This window comes from Nonomuraea sp. NPDC049421 (assembly GCF_040677005.1).
Taxonomy (GTDB): domain Bacteria; phylum Actinomycetota; class Actinomycetes; order Streptosporangiales; family Streptosporangiaceae; genus Nonomuraea; species Nonomuraea salmonea.
On the sequence record NZ_JBFAQA010000011.1, the window covers coordinates 40,178 to 55,452 of the forward strand.

Annotated in this window: 7 protein-coding genes; all 7 read left to right on the forward strand. The window is 64.9% G+C overall.

The window, feature by feature from the left end:
* Nucleotides 1–53 precede the first annotated feature (53 nt).
* The 7 genes from AB0K18_RS20060 to AB0K18_RS20090 all read left to right on the forward strand — a co-directional run bounded on the left by AB0K18_RS20060 (nucleotide 54) and on the right by AB0K18_RS20090 (nucleotide 14,499).
* A complete protein-coding gene (locus AB0K18_RS20060) occupies nucleotides 54–656 on the forward strand; it encodes a hypothetical protein (RefSeq protein WP_364916015.1) in 603 nt (200 codons plus the stop codon).
* A 13-nt stretch (nucleotides 657–669) separates the two neighbouring features.
* The gene (locus AB0K18_RS20065; RefSeq protein WP_364916018.1) at nucleotides 670–1,938 is read left to right on the forward strand and encodes a VWA domain-containing protein; all 1,269 of its coding nucleotides are present in this window, start codon (nucleotides 670–672) and stop codon (nucleotides 1,936–1,938) included.
* A gap of 161 nt (nucleotides 1,939–2,099) precedes the next feature.
* Nucleotides 2,100–5,411 carry a hypothetical protein gene (locus tag AB0K18_RS20070; protein WP_364916020.1) on the forward strand — a complete coding sequence of 1,104 codons (3,312 nt, stop codon included), beginning with the start codon at nucleotides 2,100–2,102 and terminating at the stop codon, nucleotides 5,409–5,411.
* 35 nt (nucleotides 5,412–5,446) lie between these two features.
* Nucleotides 5,447–10,057, forward strand: coding sequence for a DEAD/DEAH box helicase (locus AB0K18_RS20075; protein WP_364916022.1), 4,611 nt, complete (start codon nucleotides 5,447–5,449; stop codon nucleotides 10,055–10,057).
* Nucleotides 10,058–10,071: 14 nt separating this feature from the next.
* Nucleotides 10,072–11,754 carry a hypothetical protein gene (locus AB0K18_RS20080; protein ID WP_364916025.1) on the forward strand — a complete coding sequence of 561 codons (1,683 nt, stop codon included), beginning with the start codon at nucleotides 10,072–10,074 and terminating at the stop codon, nucleotides 11,752–11,754.
* 112 nt (nucleotides 11,755–11,866) lie between these two features.
* Complete coding sequence (locus tag AB0K18_RS20085; RefSeq protein WP_364916027.1) at nucleotides 11,867–12,514, forward strand: hypothetical protein; 648 nt, start codon at nucleotides 11,867–11,869, stop codon at nucleotides 12,512–12,514.
* A gap of 2 nt (nucleotides 12,515–12,516) precedes the next feature.
* Entirely contained in the window at nucleotides 12,517–14,499 is a 1,983-nt protein-coding gene (locus AB0K18_RS20090; RefSeq protein WP_364916030.1) for an Hsp70 family protein, read from the forward strand.
* Nucleotides 14,500–15,275: the final 776 nt, after the last annotated feature.

Below are 15,275 nucleotides of genomic sequence, written 5' to 3' on the forward strand. Positions count from 1 at the left end.
GAGTTCACAATGTGCTTCTCTAGTAGCGAACTTCACCTCCGAGGAGACCTTCGATGATTCTCCGTTCCCTGGCTGTCCTGGCTCTGGTCTTCGCCACCCTGCTGGCTCCGACCGCCGCGCACGCCGACAAGAGCTACACGGGCATGGGCGACCAGGTGCTCCGCATCCGGTCCACCAAGAGCCCCGGTCTGCTGACCCTCAAGCACACGGGCGAGTCCAACTTCATCGTCACGACCGTCAACTCGTCCGGGAAGCAGGAAGAGCTCCTGGTCAACGAGATCGGCTCCTACAAGGGCACCGTTCTCTACAACGGCGACAGCACCAACAAGAGCATCGCCGCCGTGCAGATCAAGGCCGACGGCGCCTGGAGCGTCGTCTTCAAACCCTTGAGCAAGGCCAGGTGCTGGTGCGCGGCCAGCGTCCAGGGCGCCGGCGATCAGGTGCTCAAGCTCTCCCTCACTCGCGGCCTGCGTACGGTGACCGCCACACACACAGGAGAGTCGAACTTCATCGTGCAGAGCTACACCCGTCCGGGCAGCTGGGGTGACCTGCTCTTCAACGAGATCGGCAGCTATCAGGGCAAGGCGGTGCTTCCCGCGGGCACCCGCCTGGTCACTGTCCAGGCCGATGGTTCGTGGACGCTCAAGCGCCGCTGACAGGAGATCATTCGTGCATATCACTGCTCATCTCGACGTGACCGTCGTGCCCTTCGACCGGGACGACGAGATCACCCTCATGCTGGAGATCTCCGCTCCTCCCCCCATGACCGCCGATCGGCCGCCCGCGACCGTACAGGTCGTCCTGGATCGCAGCGGTTCAATGACCGGTGCCCGGCTGGCCGGCGCCCAGCGTGCGCTGCTCGGCCTGGTGGACCGTCTCGACCCTGCCGACAACTTCGGCCTGGTCAGCTTCAACGATTCCGCGCGGGTCGAGGTGCCGGCCGGGCCCCTTGCCCACAAGGCCGCGGCCAAGCGGACGATCGAGGCCCTGCGCCCGATGAGTTCCACCGACCTGTCCAGTGGCCTGCTCCGCGGAATCCAGGAAGCCCGTCGCGTCGCTGACGAGCGCGGCGCCACGCTGCTGCTCATCTCCGACGGCCACGCCAACGAGGGCATCGTCAACCACGAACTGCTGGGGGACATTGCCCGCGATGCTCATCAGCACGGCATCACCACCACCGCGCTCGGATACGGCCTGGATTACGATGAACGGCTCATGGCGGCCATCGCGGACGGCGGCGCCGGAAGCTCCCTGCACGCCACGGATGCCGACACCGCCGTTCAGCTCATCGCGTCAGAGGTCGGCGTTCTGCTGTCCAAGGTCGTCCAGGCGGCCTCTCTCACGATCACGCCGCGCACTGCCGTCTCCGGCCTCCGGTTGTACGGCGGCCTGCCCTGCACTCAGCGCGCCGACGGCGCAGTGGTCACGGAGCTGGGCGACTTCTACGGCGGAGAGACACGCAGGCTTCTCATCCGGATGCCCGTGGCCGGGATGGCCGTGCTCGGTCTGGCCACCGTCGCCGAGCTCGAGCTCACATACGTGGAGAGCCGGACGCTGACCACCTATACCGTCACGGTTCCCGTGTCGGTCAACGTGGTTCCCGGAGACGAGGCCGCCGGGCGCATTCCCAATCCCGCCGTCCGTGCCGAACAGCTCTTCCACGACGCCCAGGGGGCGAAACGCCGCGCATCGGACGCCCTGCTCCGTGGGGACGTGAACGCGGCCGTGACGATCCTCAACGCGGCCGGTGATGCCCTGGAGCGGAGCCTGGCCTGTGCACCGAATGCCGACGAGTTCCTGGCCGAGATGGAGAAGCTGCGCAGGCACGCGCTCGAAGCCCGGCATGACGCGGCTCGGATCTCCAAGCAGGCTCGCGCGGAGTGGCACATGCGCACCCGCAAGCGGGGCCGCTCCTACGACGACCGGGAAGGCGGCTGAGATGCGGAGAGGACTGCTTGTGAACATCATCAACAACTGCTTTAATTCTGCCCTATGCCCTTCCAACCGGCCCGTCAAGCCGAAACGTTGGAGAATGCGATACGTCGGCATCGCGGGCTGCTCGCGCCGCTCGGCTGCTGAATGACAGGCGGTGCGCTTACATGTCCTCCCAAAGCCACGCGTCAGAAATGTCGGCTACGGAGTCGGCCGAGCTTCTTGACCGCCGTGAATCCGAATGGCGTCCCCTGATCCCCGCCGTCTCCCTGCTCACGGAGGTTGAGGTGGGCCAGGATGTCCTCGATTCCATGGGCAAGGCGCTCGGGGCTCTGTATCAGCTGAAGGTGACGAAGGGGAAGTATCTCTCCCTTTTCGACCGTTGGCCAGCCTGCGTCGCCCTGACCCTCACCGGGGTGGCGGTTCATCACTATCGGCAAGGCACTTTCTGGCCTTATCTGAGGACGACGCTGGGTTACCGTTCGTTCACCATTCCGCAGGACTCAGCAGCGTGGGGAGCCGCGTATCTCGACGCGTTGAAGAGGTTCCGCCTGCCACTGTTTTCCGAGCGGGAGCAGAAGTATGTGGGACCGATTCTCATGCATGCGGGCATACCGACCTTCTGCCTGGACGACTTCTTCGCTCTGCTCCTCCGCCGGCACAAGCAGGATCCCGCGATCGACGCCGACGCTCTGCTCTCGTGGGCGACCGCGAGAGAGACTCGACTGCACTCCTTGGACGTGCCTGCGCGCAGGTTCATCAGGAATGGCACCGACTTCGCTGTTGACGTGATCGACCGTTGCCTCGATCTGCTGGACCGCATGAGATCTCCCGAACCCGACCTGGGCGGCCTTGGCCTACCGGTCCGCTTCATCGAGCGCGCCCAGGAACTGATCGAGCAAGGCCGACTGGACCTCAGGCGAAGCACGGCCACGCCCGCTCGGCACACGCAGGTAGAGCGGCCCCGGCTGGGGCTGGACCCGTTCGGGCAGGGCGTCCAGATTGTGCTGCCTCCCGTCGGGGAGGCACCGGACGGCATGGCGCGCTGGAACGTGACAGTCGATGGCGTGCCGAATCTCGTCAGGAGCCGGCCACTATGGGTCGGCGCAGCGGAGGGAGCACCGACGACGTCCTTTCCCTTGACCAGGCCCGCCCGTGTCGCGCAGGTCTTCCTCCAGGGGGCGGAGCACGAGACTGAGATCGGCATCGTCGATTCCGGCGACCCGTTGCTGATCTTCACTGAGAGCGGCCGCCAGCTCCAGCCTCACCTTGGTGTCCCTCCAGACGCCGTATGGTTCCTCCACCCCCGTGACAGGAAGGTGATCGCCGACGCCCCGCCCAGGATCATCGCCGAGAGCCCCCTGCCCGTGGGCTGGGACGGCTGGCGTCTCGTCCAGGTGGTGCTGGAGGGCGCGACATGGGTCGCGCTGAACGGTGATGACGCCAAGCGCAGGCCGATACGTGGGCACAGCAAGCCGCGAGTGATCACCGGCGATCCAGTACCGGGTGTCACCACGCCGTACGGCTCACCCGTCTACTCCAAGCCCCCCGCCGTATGGTTGCCTGCGGAGACACCGACGACCTGGCTCATAGACATTCGGTCGGCGACAGGCGACGAGAAATTCCTCACCCGCCGATTCACGGTCGAGGAGCCCACGGAAATCTCCGAGCAGCTTTGGGCCGATCTGCCGCGGCCACTCCTTGGAGCGTTCGAGGTCACGGTACGCGGCCCGATCGGCCGCAACGCCCGCAGGACCATCTCTATCGCCGAGGGCTTGGCCCTGCGCTGTGCCCCATCGGTACGACTGTTCAACGGAGACGGCCTGGTCCCGGGAGAGGCGTCGCTGATCTGCGGGCCGGGCATGACGGTCGACCGCCCCGCTCTCTCCTACTCCTCTGTGGAGAGGGAACGGGTTGTCACTTGTACGGCATCCGACAGGACGGAACCGCTTATCGTCGCCCCCCGCTCCATGCGGGTCCTGGTGGAGGAGGCGAACAGCAGCCCTCGGTGGAACGCCGGCCCCGTGCGGCTGCACACGGAAGGCTTCCACAACGCCGACGCCCTCCTCGTCGAGGTACCGGGCATCGACGCGCTGCCTCCGCTCCAGGTGCAGGCGGGGCGGCAGGTCATCCAGGAGATCGCGCCATCCGGACGAGGCCGCTACAGCTTGCGGCGCGCTCTGGACACCGTGCAGGAACACCGCAGTGTCGACTTAGTCCTTCCCCTCGCCGGCGTGCCCGTGCTCGTCGGCAGCGTGCGGCCGGCCCGGCTTGCCGCTGGCGTCACCGCGGCCGGTGAGTCGTTGCAACTCGACGAGTGCGTGTGGGTGGAGAACCTGACCGCGGGGCTCTACCTGTGCACCGCCCCATGGCGAGAGCCGGAGATCGTCCCGGTGGAGAAGGACGGCTCGATACCGCTCCCCGACGACCTGGTGAACGCCGGGCGCATGCACGTGCGACTGGCCGTAGAAGATCCCTGGGTCGCCTCCGAATGGCCGCGATGGCCCCATCCGCGGGAGATGCTGGTCTGCGAGGCTCCCGGGCAATTTGAGGGAGGCGATGCGGAGGACCGGCAGCTGTCCGGCTACCTGGCGGGAGCGAACGCGTTCCCAGAGAATGTGAGCCACCTGGACCGCCTGTGGACGATCGTCGATCTGGCCAATCGCATCGACCATTCCACCGCCGCTCGCTGGATCGAGGACTCCGCTGTCCTGCTGCGCAACCATCCCGAGGCGATTCGTTCACTGCCGGATGCCGGCCTGCCTCCTGACCGCGCGGTGGTCGCCCTGATCACGACCGGTCTAGCGGCCGCTAGAGTGGACCACTGCGTGGAATCCGACATCGCGTTGTGGCGCAAGGCTCCCGTGGCGGCCGTCCTTCTGACGGGATCTTCGCTCGCCGATGCCGTGGAGGACTCCGACCTGCTGGCCGAGGTGGGCGCGGAGTGCGGCGAATCAGCGCTCGCGATTCTCAGGGGCGAGGATGATCCCTTTGCCGCGGCCGGCTTGTTCGACGTGGGCGCGGAGCTGATGGCCCGCCAGGATCCAGAGATGCTCGAAAGCCTCTGGAGCGCCGCGCAGGTCGTCCCCTCGGCCCTGCTCGATGAGGACACCCGCGTGACGGCCGCACGCCTGCTGTTCGACCAACGCAACTGCCGTGACGGCCGCAAGCTCGCCGATCAGGCCGAGCGCGTCGTGCGCGAGGGCTTGGCACTGCCTATCAACGAGTACCGGGCGGCGGGCAAGTACGTGGCCCTACGCTGCCATCCGAAGCGGCTGCACGGTTGGGTGTCGCTGCCCGCGATGTCGATCGCGCTCGCGCTCATCGCCCGCATGGCCGCGCATGGGCACGCGAACTGCCGGGTCCTTGAGGAACGCTTCCGCTTCCTCTGGCGAATGCTGGCCAAGATCGCCCCGGCCCTGACGACCATCGACCTGGTCCGCGCGGAACTCATCGTGACCGCCCGGCCGGCCTGCTGAAAACCTTCTGATCTCCCCGTACATCGGAGCTGACCATGGATCCGCTGAAGACAAGCGCCCTCATCACGAACACGTACCGGCGTTATCTGCGCTCGATCCTTCCCGTACGCGATACAAAGATCGCGCAGGCACTGGCGACCGAGATCACGAGCAGCCCGACGCTGACGAAGGGACCATTGCTGGAGGCGACGCCGCCGTACCAGCCCGGCGCCACGCTTCAACAGCTCATCGAGGAGAACGTGCTCTCGCCCGCGTTCGAGAAGCTCGGCGGGCCGGCTCTACCGCTGGACCGGCCGCTCTATCTCCACCAGGAACAGGCGATCCGCAAGGCCACGAGCGGCAGGAACCTGGTGGTGGCCACGGGCACCGGTTCCGGCAAGACGGAGTCCTTTCTACTGCCCATCCTGAACACACTGGTCGCCGAGCATGAGAAGGGAGAGCTCACCCCCGGGGTCCGGGCGCTCCTCCTCTACCCCATGAACGCCCTCGCCAACGACCAGCTCAAGCGCCTGCGCCTACTGCTGGCGCAGACGCCGTTCATCACCTTCGGCCGGTACACCGGTGACACGAAGGAACGCAGGCACGAAGGACTCGCGCAGTTCGAGGAGCTTAACGATGGACACCATCGGCTGCCCAACGAGCTGCTGAGCCGGGAGGAAATGAGGGCCACACCACCGCATATCCTCCTCACCAACTACGCGATGCTGGAATACCTGCTCCTTCGGCCAGCCGACATGGAGTTGTTCGAGGGTGAGCACGGCGGGCGCTGGAAGTTCATCGCCCTGGACGAGGCCCATGTCTACGACGGTGCCAAAGCCGAAGAACTCGGCATGCTACTGCGCCGCTTGCACGACCGGGTAGCTCCGCAGCAGCGGCTGCAGTGCATCGCCACCAGCGCAACGGTGGGTGACGAGCCGCAGGCGGTCATGGACTTCGCGACCAAGCTGTTCAACGTGCCCTTCGAATGGACTGAGAACGACGCGAAGCGCAGGGATCTCGTCAGCGCCACCCGCATCAGCATGCCGACGGGGCCGTTCTGGGGACCGCTGTCGGCGCAAGACTACAAAGAGCTCGCGCGGAGCGACGATCCCGCGGACGACCTTTTCTGGCGAGCGGGCCAGCAGTACGCCGACGCCTCCGCAGCTCTCACACATGAGCACGCGATGGCGCGGTTCCGCGGCACCCTGGCCACAGGCCCGCGGTCCTTCGACGACCTGGCCGAGCTCATCTTTGGCGGCCAGGACGATCCAGCCGGCGGGCTCGCCGCCATGGTCGACGTAGGCAGCCGGGTCCACGACGCGACCGGCGCCCCCGTTCTGTCGGCGCGTTATCACCTGTTCGCCCGGGCAACCGAGGGCGCCTACACATGTCTCACCGCAGGCGGGCCCCACGTATCCCTGAACCGGCACGAGTCCTGCCCGCAGTGCGCTGGCGCTATGTTCGAGATGGCCGGGTGCAAGCGCTGCGGCGCTGTCCATCTGATCGGCGCGATCGTGCTCTCGTCCGGCGGCCAGATCTTCACCCCGCGAGGCGGCAACGACGGCGTCCGGACCTGGCTGCTGCTAGACGACGCGCCGGAGGTGACCGACGAAGACGAGGTCACACTGGAAGAGGCCGCCACCACCGAGAGCCAGACGGCCTTCCTTTGCCCGCGCTGCGGCGCGCTGCACACTCAGCCGCAACTCTCCTGTGGCAAGGACGGCTGCACGGAGACTGCCCTGCGACCAGTGCGCAAGCTCAAGACCAAGGCCGCCTCCCCCAGCGGTTGTCTCGTCTGCGGCGGGCGAGGCTCCGAGCTGATCAGACAGTTCGAGAGCGGCAACGACGCCGCCACTGCCGTCCTGGCGACCGCGCTTTACCAGCAGATTCCGCCAGCACCGGACATCGAGATCGCCGACCACCCGGGGGAAGGCCGCAAGCTCCTCACGTTCAACGACAACCGCCAGGCGGCAGCCTTCTTCGCGCCCTATCTTGAGGCCAGCTACGGCGACGTGCAGCATCGGCGCCTCATCCTCCAGGGCCTGCACCGGGCGACCGAGGAAAACCAGAACGTCAGCATCAAGACCCTGATCTTCCACGTGAGCCAGGCAGCAGAGAAGGCCGGCGTCTTCCCTGCCAAGGACGACGCGCCGACCCGCCAGCGAGAGGTTTCTCTCTGGGTGATGCGTGAGCTGCTCGCCCTCGACGAGCGCAAGTCCCTGGAAGGCCTCGGTCTCATCCGGGTCGGGCTCGACCGTGACCCCGGGTGGAGGCTGCCCCCACCACTCCTCTCGCTCGGCCTGTCCGAGGCCGAGTGCTGGGACCTGCTGGAAGAGCTGATTCGTTCGGTACGCAACCAGGGCGTGCTCACCATGCCCACGGACGTGGACGCGAGGGACGAGGCGTTTAAACCCCGGACAGGGCCGATCTACGTCCGCAGGGACGGCGCGGAGGCCAAGCTCAAGGTGCTGAGCTGGCTGCCCACCCGGGGACGGAACCGACGGCTCGACTACCTGACGCGCTTGCTCGCGGTCCTGGGCTCCAATGCCGATCCAAAGGCCGTGCTCGAGGGCTGCTGGAAGTTCCTCACGAACCAGAAGAACGGCTGGCTACCCAGTGACAATCCCCGGCGGGTCGGGATTGTCCACCAGGTAGACTATAGTCGGATCCGCCTCTCCGAGGCCGATGTGTCGTACCGGTGCGAGCTCTGCCGCCGTTTCACCAGCGTAAGCGTGCGCGGTGTGTGCCCGATGATGGGCTGCGAAGGGCGGCTGATCGAGGCCAAAGCCGATCCTGATGAGCACTACACGGCTCTCTACCAGTCGATGACGCCCATCCCGCTCACCGCGCGGGAGCACACTGCTCAGTGGACGGGTGAGGAAGCAGCCAAGATCCAGCAGCACTTCCTACGTGGAGAGGTGAACGTGCTGTCGTGCTCAACCACCTTTGAGCTGGGAGTGGACGTGGGCGAGCTGCAGACCGTGATGCTGCGTAACATGCCGCCCACCACGGCCAACTACATCCAGCGCGCCGGGCGCGCGGGCCGACGTGCCGCCTCCGCGGCGCTGGTGCTGACCTATGCCCAGCGGCGTTCTCACGACCTGTCTCGCTATCAGCAGCCGGAGGCGATGATCGCGGGTCAAGTACGTGCGCCATACGTGCCGCTGGGCAACGAGCGCATCGATCGCCGACACGCTCACTCGGTGGCTCTGGGAGCGTTCTTCCGGTATGCGAAGTCCACGAGCGGCGCGGTCTGGCGTACGGCCGGCGAGTTTTTCCGGCCGGGCGGTGAGCAGGACGCTCCCTGTGACCGCGTGCTCCACTTCCTCAGCCCCGTACCCGCGGAAATCACTGCGACGCTGCGTCAGGTTCTGCCCACCGAAGTGCGCGCTGAGATCGGGGTGGAGTCTGGAAGCTGGGTAATTGATCTGTGCGAACACCTGGAGAAGGTGCGGCAGGAGCTGAACCAGGACATCACGATCTTCGAGCAGAAGATTCAGGAGGCGGTTGCGTCCAAGCGGTACAACCTGGCGGATCGCTACCAGCGCACGATCAACACCCTCACCACCCGCAACCTCATCGGTTTTCTGGCGAACCGGAACGTGCTTCCCAAATACGGCTTCCCCGTCGACACGGTCGAGCTGCGCACGCTTCACTGCGACAACCCCGTGGGCTCAAAACTGGAGCTCGCTCGTGATCTCTCCAGCGCGATCTACGAGTACGCCCCTGGCTCGGAAGTGGTGGCGGGCGGAGTCCTGTGGCGTTCGGCCGGCGTTTACCGCCTGCCTGGGCGCGAACTCATCAGCAAGCGCTACTACGTCTGCCGGAACTGCCAGCATTTCCGCCACGTCGAGGACGACCCAGATCCCATCTGCCCGGCATGCAAGACGATTTCCGACTCGCCGGTACGGCAGTATTGCATCCCCGAATTCGGCTTTGTGGCAGAGCCGAGGACGAGCAAGCCGTCCACGTCGCCGCCGAGGACGTCCTGGAACGGCGCCACGCTCGTCGTCAAACTCGCCGACGATCCCGCTCTCTTCCGCTGGCGCACCGCGACCGGTGTGGTCGTTCAGTGCCGATCAGGAGCGAGGGGGGAAATGATCGCCCTGTCCGAAGGGCCGATCGGATCGGGTTACGTGATCTGCGAATGGTGCGGCTGGGCGAGCGCACACCTGGGCCGCCTGCCGAAAAGCCACACCAGCCCCCTGCGGCAGGGCGAGTGTACCGGCCCCCTGCAGTGGCGCACGCTCGCGCACAAGTACGAGACAGACATCCTAGAGATCCGATTCGAGGGCTTGAGCCAGCCGAGGGAGGACTGGTTGTCCACCTTGTATGCCCTGCTCGAGGGCGCGGCCCATGGCCTGGAAATCGGCCGGGACGACATCGACGGCACAGTTCACGCGGGAGCCGACGGCCACACGAGCCTGGTCATCTATGACAACGTGCCGGGTGGCGCAGGGTCGGTGCTGCGAATCGCCCAGCGGCTGGACATCGTGGCGGAGACCGCGCTGCAACGGATGTCAACCTGTGAGTGCGGTGAGGAGACATCTTGTTATGGCTGTCTTCGCAACCGGCGCAACGAGCGCAACCATGAGCTTCTGTCTCGTGGAGCCGCGCTGAACGTGCTTCGCATTCTGAGCGGAGACGGACGCCTCCGGGCGGAGTAGATCGATAACATGCATTGGACGAACTCTTCACATTGGCGCAGATGAACAGCTCATTACCTGATGGCGTCACACGCGCGGAGGCGGTGGCTGCATGGCGCCAGAACCGCGCGCGGCGCAAAGCGGCCAGATCTCCCGACGGGAGGATCGTTGACCAGTCCGCAATGGCCTGGGCAGACTTGGGGTTGCACGGCCGGGACACTATCGAGTCCCTCAAGCGAGGCCTGCGCGACTTACTCGAGCGTTCACCGAGCGCCCCGGAGCAGGATCGAGTAACTGTCGAAGAGGCGATCATTTCCGCACCGGATCCCGATCTTCCCAAGGCGGTGCGAGGTCTCCTGAGTGTTATGCCGCCTCTCCAGGTTATCGAGGCCCTGAACAGCCTCGTGCAAGCAGGCATGCCCTGGCTTAGCCTGCGAGGTGAACGGCACACCCAGTTGCTGGCCATGGACCTGCCCGGCATGGGTGCGATACAGCCGCTGTCCGACGAGTTCCTGGACGGCGGCCCTGGATGGCGTTGCTACCTCGCCGCACTGGGACACCCCACCCGAGTCACGGCCGATGAGATTGGTCAGAACATCCCGCGAGTTCCTCTGACTGTCGTCGACGACCTCATCGATCTCGGGCTGGTCGACGCGGACGAGCAACCGTGGCGGCTGAGGTCCGACGCCAGCGAGGGCGTCTACGTACGAGCCCGGCTGGCGCCAGAAACCATCACCCGCGCAGACGCGAGGCAGCTCCAGTGGAGCGAGATGGAACGCCGGCACGCCTTTCTGAATGGGGAGCACCTCGGCGGCGACGACATTTATGGCATGCTCACCAGGCTGTGGCAAGGAGAGGTCGACGTACGGCTCCGCGGCCAATTACGCCTGGAGCAGCAGACGCTGCTCGACCAGATGCAGCACGGCGCCCAGGTAGGACGGTGGCCGCAGGAGTTGATCGACGATCACGGCCTGTGGGGCGCGCTCGCCGCCCTGTGGACACCAGGAGAGGCGATCGAGGCCAAGCTGAGCGAGTTCCACGCCTGGCGCGGGCTCTACGTCTGCTACCGGCACATTCTCGCGGGAAATTTCAGGAAGGCCAGCCTTCAGGTGCAGAAGCTATTGGAGGCGGCCTCTGCCGTCGACGAGAAGGGCGGATGGCTACTGGACAAAGAGACCTTCGCCGAGGTCCGCAATATGGGCGCATACCTGGCCCAGCAGAGCAACGAACTGGAGCTGGCGATCAAGCTGCTCGCTGACAAGGACGTGGCGAGCGATGAGATCGCTGCCCAGAACCTGGCCCTCGTCCGGAAGCGGCGCGAGACGCTCGTCAATGATCGTGAAGACTGGCAGAATCCCTACCTCGCGCTCGGGCTCGCACACGGCGACCCTAACTGGAAGGAGGAATACCGTTGGTTACTTCGACAGGTCCGAGGAGACACCGAGCAAGAAGCTGCCATCAACCGAGCCGAGCGTCGGCTGAGGCGGGCCACCAGCGAGACCCAGTTCTTCGTGGTGCCGCTGAGCGAGGACATTTTCCTCCCACCGGCTGACTGCCGCTCCACCGCTCTCCTACCGCCCCTAGAACCGCTCCCTCGACGCACCCCAGCGAGCACCAGCGCGGACTTCCTGACGCTGCGCGAGCAAGCCATAGAAGAGCTACTCGCCGAGTTCCATGTACCTCCTCCAACAGAAAAGACGATCAATGCCGAACAGTGAGAGAGGGCCCCGGGGCAAGGGCCGCGGTCACAACGGCCAACCATCCGGTTCGGGAAGGTCCAATCCAGCGTCCGCAGGTCGACGTCCTACGCCCCAGATGAAGGACGGTGATTTGAAGGCCGCCCTCGACGCCGGGTTTGACCAGCTCTCCTCGAACTTGGAGAAGACCGTCAAGAAGCACGTCCGGCAGGCGCTTAAAGCCGAGATCCGCCAGGAGGTTGAACTTGAGGTCCGGGCGGAGATCGAGCTCGACGTTCACCGGGAGATGGCGGCACGGCTCGCCAAACTGGTCGACGAGCATCAGCATCTAGACCCTGCTCCCATCCTGCAGGACTTCGTTCGGCAGGCTACCGAGTTGCTTTCCGCCTCGCCCCAGCCCGCAGCAGACACTCTCACACAGCAGGAGCTCGTGGAGGCTCTGCGGCAAGGCGTCCTAGATTCCTTCCGCGCCCGTCGGCTACACATGGCCCACTTGGCCGAACTCGACTCCCATCTGCGTGAGGCCACCGACTTGGAGGGCATCAGGCTGCTCGTCGACGAATGGTTCGCGGTGACTGGGCTCAAGCGTGTCACCAATCCGGCAGAGAGTCCAGAATGCTTTACCACCGTTAATCCGCCAGCCGACGGTCCTTACCTGGCTGTCGCACGGCCCGCCTACGTCGATATGACCACCCGCAAGACCGTACGGAGCGGGCAGCTGCGCCACACGGACGACCCTGCGAGTGCGATCCACGACGACTCCCCCGTTGGAGGACACTGAAGATGACAACGGGCATCGACTTCGGCACGACGAACTCTGTGGTCGCGCAGTGGAACGGAGACGAGGTCGAGGTTCTCCCCCTCGACGCGGACAACATCGACTCCGACTGGCTCTATGAGGAGTTCCAGGGCATCTTTCCCACCATCGTGGGCGAGAGCTCCACCAGGCTCGGCGCACTCTTCGGCTGGGAGGCGAAGCTCCGTTCCAACCGGGTCTTCGAGGCGTGCAAGCGCATGCTCCGCAACGACGAGAGCATCCGGCTGCGCGACGCTTCCGTCCCCGCGAGCGTGGCCGCGGCCGGCGTCTTCCGCGCCATGCGTGAACGCGCCGAAGACAACCTTCTGCGGCCCTTCGACAGCGCGGTGATCACTGTGCCCGCCAACGCCCGCGGGGCCGCCCGCTACCGTACGCGTGCGGCGGCACGGGCGGCCGGCATCCAGGTCAAGGCGCTGCTGAACGAGCCAACCGCCGCCGCACTCTCCTACATGCACGACATGCAGGAAGAGGGCCGCATCATGGTCTTCGACTGGGGCGGCGGGACCATCGACGTGACGATCCTCGAACACATCGATGGACACTTCGAGGAACTCGCCTCCAAGGGCATCACCCAACTGGGTGGCATCGAGTTGGACAAACGACTTCGCGAACTGCTCCTCCGTAAGCTCCCAAGCCATCCCGTCCTCTCTGAGCTGGAGAGCCGGGAGTTGGACCTCGTCGTCGAACGGACCAAGATCCGTCTATCAAAGGAGCCGACGGCGGTCGCCCGTATCCCTGGCAACGGCAAGTTGGTACAGGTGAACCGCGACGAGTTCGAGCGGGAGATCGCCGACCTCGTGGAACAGGCGCTCCAACCAGCCCGGCAATGCCTCAACGAAGTCGGCATGCACCCCGACGAGGTAGACGGCGTCCTTATGATCGGTGGGACCAGCCAGCTCCCATGCGTACGGGATGCCGTTGAGAGGCTCATCGACGACGAGGTCGTTCCAGACGTCATCTGCCATCCCATGACAGCTGTCGCTCGGGGAGCGGCCATCGCCGCGGCCATCCTCGACGAAAAAGTCGACAGCTACCTGCGAGTGTCGTCGATGTTTGCCCTCGGCACCAGCACTACTGACCAACGCAGTGGCAAAAAGATCTTCAGCGCGATCATCGATCAGCACACACCGCTGCCCGCTATTGAAGAGAAGAAGTACACCCCAATCGACGACGGACGGCCCCAGCTCACCGTTCCCGTATGGGAGGCAGACCCGGCCAAGCCACTCGATGACCCCGAGAATTTCCAGCTGACCAAACTCGAGCTCAAGTATCCAAGGCCGCTTCCGCGGGAAGAGGCCATATTCAATCTCCGCTATACATACACGGTGGACGGTCTGCTGCATGTCAAGGCAACCCTCGACAAGTCCGGCGAAGTTCTTCTAGATCAAGAAATTCGGGATTTCACGAGCGGCGACACCCTACCGATCAGCGAGATCCAGCGTCGAATGAGCGCGTTGGACCGACTAACTCCATCAGGAACCTCAATCCCCCAAGTAATGTCCACTACAGCGAAGTCGTTCGTTGTGGACGGTTCAAATCTGGCCTGGTACGGGCGAGACGCCAGAAAGGGTGATATTCCTAGCCTCAGCCTACTTCTCAGCGGCATCCAGGCGCTTCAGGAGAAATTCCCTGGCGCAAAGGTGACCGTCTTTGTTGATGCGACCCTGCGGCATAAATTGACGCTAGCGGAACAGATGATGCTAGACAATGCCATTCGACAGGAAATCATCCTGCCAACCCCCGCTGGAACCCATGGAAAAGCTGACAGATTGGTAACGATGTTTGCTCACGACACCGGCAGCATCATTGTAACCAACGACAGCTATAAGGAGCTCCAAATCGAATTCCCTTTCCTGTTAGACGATGGGCGCTTTCTCGGTGCTACGCCTGCTGGCGGTCATTGGTTGTTTTCACCGCGGTCGCCGGTCCGATACAGGCCCAACTCCTGAGTATCGCCAAGTAGGTCATGTATCAAGGTCCCAACTGACCATCGAGTGACGCGATGGCCCGCCACGATGAGCGCGGGGACGTGTGGGGGATGATCTCCCAATTTGTGCAAGCACCACGAAGTATCCACGCAGGTCAGAGCACCCAATGTAGTCGCAGAGCTACCACGCTCCTACAGCAGGTGCTGCAGTTCCTAGTAGCGCTTGTGCCTCACGAACGTCCCATATGATCCGCAGCTTTCACCACCGCGACACCGTTGGCGACCATCACCTCCTCAGCGATCGAAAGGATCTCTTTGATCGTCTCGGCTCGCCGCCGTCGGCCGCACCGGCTACGGCTGATGCGGTTGCACCACTTCAGCAGCGGGGGCGGCCCGTACTACGCCGCCGACCGGGCTTCCACTCCGACGGCCGCTTCACCGCCCTGCACCTGTACTCCCCCACCGAACGGTGTAAGCCAGCGGCTACACCGATGCCACTAGCTGGTGCCTCAACGCCTTGCTGGCCTACAAGAACCGACGCGCCTTGCAACGCTGCGACGAATTCCCGGCCGCCACCATCGGCGACACAGAACGTGCTGGACGCGCTGCCGATCGCTCAAGCCGTGGCCATGCGGTATCGCCGGCCGTGCCGTGCGTCCGTCCCCGCCCCAGCGTAGAAGAGACGGGGACATTCTCAGGGCAGCTCGCAACTCACGTGATGACCTGCTCAGCCTCTTCCGGAGCCATGTCAGCCAGCTGGGTTCGCCAGTCGGTTGGCAGAGTTGGAAGGACAACGCA

Coding starts and splice junctions, on each gene's coding strand:
- AB0K18_RS20060 (WP_364916015.1), top strand. CDS start 54: ATGATTCTCCGTTCCCTGGCTGTCCTGGCTCTGGTCTTCGCCACCCTG.
- AB0K18_RS20070 (WP_364916020.1), top strand. CDS start 2,100: ATGTCCTCCCAAAGCCACGCGTCAGAAATGTCGGCTACGGAGTCGGCC.
- AB0K18_RS20075 (WP_364916022.1), top strand. CDS start 5,447: ATGGATCCGCTGAAGACAAGCGCCCTCATCACGAACACGTACCGGCGT.
- AB0K18_RS20090 (WP_364916030.1), top strand. CDS start 12,517: ATGACAACGGGCATCGACTTCGGCACGACGAACTCTGTGGTCGCGCAG.